The sequence below is a fragment of the Gordonia sp. UBA5067 genome (genome assembly GCF_002414845.1).
GTDB lineage: Bacteria > Actinomycetota > Actinomycetes > Mycobacteriales > Mycobacteriaceae > Gordonia > Gordonia defluvii.
Map to the genome: position 1 here is coordinate 47,435 of NZ_DIAX01000042.1, position 6,137 is coordinate 53,571.

A 6,137-nucleotide genomic window follows, 5' to 3' on the forward strand; every position below is an offset into this window, starting at 1 on the left:
TCCACGACATCGGCAAGAACCTCGTCGACATCATCCTGTCCAACAACGGCTATGAGGTGGTGAACCTGGGCATCAAGCAGCCGATCAACACCATCCTTGATGCGGCGCGGGACAAGAAGGCCGATGTGATCGGGATGTCTGGACTGCTGGTCAAGTCGACCGTGGTGATGAAGGAGAATCTCGAGGAGCTGAACGCCCGCGACGCAGCGCAGTTCCCGGTACTACTCGGTGGTGCGGCACTGACTCGGGCCTACGTCGAGAACGACCTCACCGAGACCTACGACGGCGAGGTCCACTACGCCCGCGACGCCTTCGAGGGACTGCGCCTGATGGACGACATTATGGCTACCAAGCGGGGGGAGGGGCCCGCGCCGGACAGCCCAGAGGCGCTGGCGGCGGCGGCGAAGACCGCCGAGCGCAAGGAGCGCCACGCTCGGTCCAAGGCGATCGCAGCCAAACGCAAGGCCGCTGAGGTGCCCGTGCTGGTGCCGGGCCGGTCGGATGTGGCCGACGATAACGAGATCCCGGTGCCCCCGTTCTGGGGCAGCCGTATCGTCCGCGGCATTCCCGTCGCCGACTATCTGCAGACGCTCGACGAGCGGGCGCTGTTCCTGGGCCAATGGGGTTTGCGCGGGGCACGCGGCAGCGAGGGCCCGAGCTACGAGGAGCTCGTCGAGACCGAGGGCCGTCCGCGGTTGCGGTACTGGATCGATCGGCTCGCCACCGAGGGGATCTTGGCCCACGCCGCCGTCGTATACGGATACTTCCCCGCAGTGAGCGAGGGTGACACCGTCCACGTCCTCACCGAGCCCGATCCGGCCGCGCCGGTACGTGTCAGCATGGACTTCCCGCGTCAGCAGCGCCCGCGGTTCCTGTGCATCGCCGATTTCCTCGCCTCGCGAGAACGGGCGCAGGCGGCCGGCCGGACCGACGTGCTGCCGATGCAACTGGTGACGATGGGCACCGAGATCGCCGACTTCGCCAACAAGCTGTTCGCGCAGGACGCCTATCGCGATTACCTCGAAGTTCACGGGATCAGCGTGCAGCTCACCGAGGCACTGGCCGAGTACTGGCACCAGCGGGTGCGCGCCGAGCTCAGGTTCACCGCGGGCACGATGGCCGCGGAGGACCCCGACGACCCGCAGGGCTTCTTCGACCTCGAGTATCGAGGCGCCCGCTACTCGTTCGGCTACGGCGCCTGCCCGAACCTGGAGGATCGCGCGCACATCGTCACCCTGCTGGACTCGGCGCGCATCGGGGTCACTCTGTCGGAGGAGTTGCAGCTGCACCCCGAGCAGTCCACCGACGCTTTCGTCCTGCATCACCCGGAGGCGAAGTACTTCAACACCTGACCGATCGGTGGGATGAGCTACGGCCGTGGCCCGACCCGGTGTAGCGCGGCCCACGTGTGAGACGCGTCGCCGGGCGGGGACGGAAGCGGTGCGAGATGGGATGATTCGACGGTGAGCAGCACACTCCCCGCGGCCATTCTGTGGGACATGGACGGCACCTTGATCGATTCCGAGCCGATTTGGGACATCGCGGTGCGGGATCTCGCTGCGCGGCACGGCTATGCGATGACCGCGGAGCTGCGCGAGTCGACGCTGGGCAACTCGCTGCCCGACGCGATGGCGAAGGTCTATGACGCCGCGGGAATAGCCGTGGACCAGCGCGACGCCGACGCCGATGCGCGTTGGCTCCTCGACCATGTGAGGGGGCTGTTCGAGGCCGGGCTGCCGTGGCGCCCCGGTGCGCGGGAGGCGCTCGACCTCGTCGCGGACGCCGGAATCGCGATGGTGCTGGTCACCAACACGGTTCGGGAGCTCACCGAAGTCGCATTGGGAACCATCGGCCGCGCCCGGTTCAGTGCAACGGTGTGCGGGGACGAGGTGCCGATGGGCAAACCCGCGCCGTTTCCGTACCTGCGGGCCGCCGACACCCTGGGCTACCAGCCGCATGCGTGCCTGGTGGTGGAGGACTCGCCGACGGGGGCGGCGGCGGCGAGCGCCGCGGGATGCCCCGCGCTGATCGTGCCGTCGGCCGTTGCGGTGCCGGCGTCGCCCGGCCGCGTCTTCCGGGACTCGCTCGTCGGGATCGGGATCGAGGAATTGGCCGATTCCTGGCAGTGTGCACTGACGGCCCGGTAACCCGGCGTTCACCGTCCCGTCGCCCGGCCACGGAATAGTCCTTCGGTGTGAACCCTTTCGACGCAACCGGATTTGTGGGCTCAGCGGGGGTCATCGGGCTGATGGTGCTGTTGTTCGTGGAGACCGGACTGCTCGTCGGGTTTATCTTTCCCGGTGACTCGGTGCTCTTCACCGCGGGGTTGTTTGCCGCGCAACCGACGCCGTTCGCACCGCTGTGGCTCCTCCTGGTGGCACTTCCGGTGGCTGCGGCGATCGGTGACCAATGCGGCTATCTGATCGGCCGCCGGTTCGGTCCGGGCGTGCTGACCGGCCGCCTCATGCACTACATCGGCGAGGACCCGGTCGTGCGGACCAACGCCTTCTTCGACCGCTACGGCCCGGTGACGGTGATCTTCGCGAGGTTCATCGGCATCGTGCGGACCCTGGTCCCGCTCCTGGCCGGCGTCGCGCGGATGGACCGGGCCCGGTTCACCGTGTACTCGGGAATCGGCTCGCTCCTCTGGTGCACGTCCTTGGTGACCCTGGGCTACTTCCTCGGCGGGGTTCCCCTGTTGCGCGACAACCTGGAGTTGTTGTTCCTGGGATCGGCGCTGACCATCGTCGTGCCGATGGCGCTCACCGTCGTGCGGCGCCGCCGGGCGGGCCGCGTCCAGGGGTCGGAGTGAGATAGCAGCGTTACCGATAGGCTCGGGTCCGATATGCGATTGCTGAACGCCGGAGCGGTTCTTCTCGTCGGGGCCGGGGCCATGGGTGTCCCCGCGACCACGGGCATCGGTGTCCCCGTGGCCACGGGCCTGCCGGGTGCGTGCTCGCCGGCGGTGATGGCGGTCGGCTACTCCGATGCCTTGGACAAGGTCTCGGTCGCCGGCAATCGGGTCGGGGGCCTGTCGGCACTCGCCTATGACGCGGGGACCGGGCGCTACCTTGCGCTGCCCGACCACCTGCCCACTGCGGCGGTGGTCTGGCCGTTGGCCGGCCTGGACGATTTGCCGGTGGCGCAACCCCGCGTCGCGGGGCCCCCGATCCGGCTGCGCACCGCGGCGGGTGGCCCGGTGCCGGGGAATGCGGACAATGAGGGCCTCGCTGTGCTGCGCGGCGGTTTACTCGCCATTAGTTCCGAAACCGGCCCCGCGATCAGCATCTTCGATCGAGACGGATCCTGGCGAAGCGACGTCACCGTCCCGCCGTGGTTCCGCACCGCGCCGCGGGGGCGCGCGGCACCGAATGCGGGCCTGGAAGGGCTGACGGCGAATTCGTCGGGTGACCGGTTGATCGCCGCGATGGAGAAGCCGCTGATCGGCGACGACCCGGGCACGGTGCGGATGCTGGACTATCGGCGCACCGCGGCCGGTGGGTTCGTTCTCAACCGTGAGCTCCGCTATCGGCCCGCGCCCGGCATGCGAGTCGCCGACATCGCCGCGTACGCATCCGATCGTATGCTCGTGCTCGAGGGCGCCTATTCGCCCCGGGACGGCAGCAGTACCGTGTTGGCCACGGCAGATGTCGGGCCGCCAACCGGCCATGACCGGGTGCGCAGCCTGGTTCGGCGCCCACTCGCCGATCTGGCCGGCTGTCCGGCGATGGGAGCCACGAGCAAGGAGTGGCAGCGCAATCGGCTGCTCGACAACTATGAGGGGATCGCGGTCGTGGCCCGCGGGGCGGGGTACACGATTCACCTGCTTTCCGACGACAACTACTCACCGCGACAGACGACGCGGTTGCTGACGTTGTGGGCGAGGCTCCCCTAGCGCCGGAGGACGAATCCGATTGGGAACAGCGTGCGCGACATGGGAAGATGGGCAACCGTGAAAACCTTCGACGAGTTGTTTGCCGAGTTGGTCGAGAAGGCGGCGACCCGCCCGGTCGGCAGTGGCACCGTTGCCGCGCTCGATTCCGGCGTCCACACCCTCGGGAAGAAGATCATCGAGGAGGCCGGCGAAGTGTGGCTCGCGGCCGAACACGAGTCTGATGAGGCGCTGGGCGAGGAGATCTCCCAGTTGCTGTATTGGCTTCAGGTGATGATGGTCAAACGCGGACTCGGCCTCGGCGACGTGTACCGACACCTGTGACCGCCGATTATGTACTGACGAGCCCCGACTACCGATAGGACCGCTGAATCTCATGCTGCGTGTGGCAGTACCCAACAAGGGGGCGCTCTCCGAAGCGGCCGGCACGGTGCTCGCCGAGGCCGGTTACCGCAAGCGTTCGGACTCGAAAGACCTGACAGTCCTCGACACCGCCAACGACGTCGAGTTCTTCTTCCTCCGACCCAAAGACATTGCGATCTACGTCGGGCAGGGCACTCTCGACCTCGGCATCACCGGTCGAGATCTGGCGGCTGATTCGGGGGCCGCGGTGGACGAACGGCTGGCGATGGGCTTCGGGTCGTCGACGTTCCGCTACGCTGCACCTGCCGGTCGGGACTGGACTGTCGAAGACCTCGCCGGGAAGCGAATTGCGACGTCGTATCCGAATCTGGTGCGCGCCGACTTGGCGCAGCGGGGAATCGGGGCCGAGATCATTCGCCTCGATGGCGCAGTGGAGATTTCGATCCAGCTCGGGGTGGCCGACGCGATAGCCGACGTCGTCGGCTCGGGCCGTACCCTGCGCCAGCATGCGCTGGTGGCGTTTGGTGAGTCGCTCTGCGACTCCGAAGGGGTGCTGGTCTCCCGCTTGGGTGTGGACCTGGACAAAGCCGCACGCCAGTTCGTGGCCCGCGTGCAGGGCGTTGTCTTCGGCCAGCAATACGTGATGATCGACTACGACTGCCCGCGCGATCTCCTGGCCCGGGCGTCCGAGCTCACCCCCGGTCTTGAGTCGCCGACCGTGGCACCGATGGCCGACCCGGATTGGGTGGCCGTGCGCGCGATGGTTCCGCGGCGCGACCACCAGAACCTCATGGACGAACTGGCCGATCTCGGCGCCAAGGCGATTCTGGCCACCGATATCCGCTCCTGCCGATTCTGACGGCGCCGCCGGGTCGGCGCGCCGGGGTTCAGCGGGAGCTGAGCAGCACGGTCTGAGCCGTGCGGCCGATGAATCCCGCCTCGTCGTAGAGGTCGGCGAAGGTCGCACCGAATCCGTTCGGTCCGGGACAGAGTTCGGCGTCGATGGCGATCCACGGACCGATGGGGCGCCGCAGCAGGTGCAGCGTCGTGTCGGTGTTCATCCAGGTCCAGATCCGGGGATCGAGGGCGGTTCCGACGCCATTCGCGACGTCGGCGACAACGGACAGCGAGTCGAGAAAGTCGGTTGCCTCGTTGGCGACCAGCGCGGCCAGCGGGCGGATCCACACGGCGTCGAGCGACCCGACGCGACCGGGAACGCCGGCCGTTTCGGTGCTCCCGATGAACCCGGTGGTACCCCAGTCGACGCCTTGCGCGGAGTCCGACATCACCCCGCGATGGGTCCGCAGGTCAGCGGGCAGCGGTGACATCGGCGGGCGTGGCGCGTGGGCGATGCCGGCCGAGGACGACCCGTGCAACTGCCACGCCCGGGCCGTGGCGGTGGTGCGATAGGAGCCGTCGGCCCGCTGGACCTGCAGTTCGGCGCCGATGAGGCTGATCTGGCGGCCAGGACGGAGGACTTCGCCGCGAACCCGGTTGGTGCCCAGGCCGATTGGGCCGAGGATGTCGGTGGAGATTCTGGAGAATTCGGCCGGTTGGGGAGAGTTCGTCGCCGCGGTGTGGCGCAGCGTGCGGGTCAGCAGGCCGGTCGGCGGCCCCCCGTGCTGGATGTCCGGTGCCCAGACCGAGATCACCGAGTCGGACGGCGTGAAGTACTCCCAGCCGTCGGAGTGGTCTCCCGACTCACCCGCCTGCGGGCTCGGCGCGGCGGTCGGGAGATAATAGGGCTCGCTAGTGATGTGCTGATCCACAGCGCCCACGATATCGACGGCGCGGCCACCCCGCCCCAACCTGAGGAGTGTCATCCGATGCCGACCACCGGACCGTTTCACGTCGGCGATCGGGTCCAGCTGACCGATTCGAA

General features: G+C 68.1%; 7 protein-coding genes. 6 read left to right on the top strand and 1 reads right to left on the bottom strand.

Features of this window, described 5'->3' with window-relative positions; all coding sequences use genetic code 11:
- The 6 genes from B4M62_RS06625 to hisG all read left to right on the top strand — a co-directional run.
- A partial coding sequence (locus tag B4M62_RS06625) for a vitamin B12 dependent-methionine synthase activation domain-containing protein (protein WP_290706187.1) occupies positions 1 to 1,352 on the top strand: 1,352 nt, incomplete at its 5' end.
- Between the two features lie 111 nt (positions 1,353 to 1,463).
- A complete protein-coding gene (locus B4M62_RS06630) occupies positions 1,464 to 2,147 on the top strand; it encodes an HAD family hydrolase (protein ID WP_290706188.1) in 684 nt (227 codons plus the stop codon).
- Positions 2,148 to 2,194: 47 nt separating this feature from the next.
- Positions 2,195 to 2,812, top strand: coding sequence for a DedA family protein (locus B4M62_RS06635; protein WP_290706189.1), 618 nt, complete (start codon positions 2,195 to 2,197; stop codon positions 2,810 to 2,812).
- A 33-nt stretch (positions 2,813 to 2,845) separates the two neighbouring features.
- On the top strand, positions 2,846 to 3,895 hold the full coding sequence (locus B4M62_RS06640) for an esterase-like activity of phytase family protein (RefSeq protein WP_290706190.1): 1,050 nt from the start codon (positions 2,846 to 2,848) through the stop codon (positions 3,893 to 3,895).
- A gap of 39 nt (positions 3,896 to 3,934) precedes the next feature.
- Positions 3,935 to 4,216 (top strand): phosphoribosyl-ATP diphosphatase, encoded by a 282-nt coding sequence (locus B4M62_RS06645; protein WP_290706191.1) that lies wholly within the window; start codon positions 3,935 to 3,937, stop codon positions 4,214 to 4,216.
- Between the two features lie 52 nt (positions 4,217 to 4,268).
- A complete protein-coding gene (gene hisG, locus B4M62_RS06650) occupies positions 4,269 to 5,114 on the top strand; it encodes an ATP phosphoribosyltransferase (protein WP_290706192.1) in 846 nt (281 codons plus the stop codon).
- 28 nt (positions 5,115 to 5,142) lie between these two features.
- Here hisG and B4M62_RS06655 read toward each other — a convergent pair whose 3' ends face one another.
- Positions 5,143 to 6,078 carry a thioesterase family protein gene (locus B4M62_RS06655; RefSeq protein ID WP_414651801.1) on the bottom strand — a complete coding sequence of 312 codons (936 nt, stop codon included), beginning with the start codon at positions 6,076 to 6,078 and terminating at the stop codon, positions 5,143 to 5,145.
- Positions 6,079 to 6,137 lie beyond the last annotated feature (59 nt).

Excerpts from the sequence above, each read along its gene's own strand:
- hisG (WP_290706192.1), top strand. The coding sequence starts at position 4,269 with ATGCTGCGTGTGGCAGTACCCAACAAGGGGGCGCTCTCCGAAGCGGCC.
- B4M62_RS06645 (WP_290706191.1), top strand. The coding sequence starts at position 3,935 with ATGGGAAGATGGGCAACCGTGAAAACCTTCGACGAGTTGTTTGCCGAG.
- B4M62_RS06655 (WP_414651801.1), bottom strand. The coding sequence starts at position 6,078 with ATGACACTCCTCAGGTTGGGGCGGGGTGGCCGCGCCGTCGATATCGTG.
- B4M62_RS06640 (WP_290706190.1), top strand. The coding sequence starts at position 2,846 with ATGCGATTGCTGAACGCCGGAGCGGTTCTTCTCGTCGGGGCCGGGGCC.